1 protein-coding gene is annotated in these 777 nt (G+C 56.5%); it reads right to left on the minus strand.

Annotated elements, in window-relative coordinates; genetic code table 11:
* Positions 1 to 309: 309 nt before the first annotated feature.
* The coding region (gene secB / locus AD948_RS00080; protein ID WP_061470212.1) for a protein-export chaperone SecB at positions 310 to 777 on the minus strand (468 nt) is incomplete at its 5' end.

Genomic DNA, 777 nt, shown 5'->3' on the forward strand with positions numbered 1-777 from the left:
GCGGAAAGGCGGAAAGGCGGAAAGGCGGAAAGGCGGAAAGGTGGATTCAAAGGGGTAAAGACCTGGAGGCTTTCCGTTTGATGAAGCGGCCGTGGCGTCTGGATGAAAATTCCATGCAGGACGCCTTCATCGTTCACCCCCGAAAAGCCCAGTCAGCCTGATCTGGTAGATTTTTCAAAGGCTTGCTGAGTATGCACAGTCAGAGAGAGCAAACGCATTTTCGCATTAAAAAAGGCTTTCAAGCGGATGCCTGAAAGCCTTTCTGTATGCTGGAGGGAAGTCTGAACTCCCCTCTCGCGGGCCGTTAAATCAGGCGTTGCCTGCGGTCTGCGGGAATTCAGCGCGCTTGGCCTGCCACAGGGCCACAAAATCAATCGGCTGCAGCACGATGGGCGGGAAGCCGCCATCACGCGTGACATCGCTGATGATGTTACGGGCATACGGGAAGATAAGGCGCGGCACTTCAACCAGCAGCATGGGCTCAATGAGTTCCTGCGGCGGGTTGGTAAGGGTAACAACGGCAGCGTAGGCCAGTTCGGCAATAAAGACGGTACGGCCAGGCGTGCCACCTTCCTGTTCCGGTGCTTCCTTGGCTTCAGCCTTGATGGCCAGCGTCACTTCATACACGGCCTGATCATCCTGCAGGCGGTTGGCCTGCACATCAATGTTCACGGCAATGTTGGGCTGAGAGCGCAGGGTGGCAAAAATTTCTGCCCCTACCGGTACCTCGAAGGACAGATCCCGCGTGTATTGCAGGTTAATGGCCAGCGGGAGGGC

The organism is Acetobacter senegalensis (genome assembly GCF_001580995.1).
GTDB classification, from domain to species: domain Bacteria; phylum Pseudomonadota; class Alphaproteobacteria; order Acetobacterales; family Acetobacteraceae; genus Acetobacter; species Acetobacter senegalensis.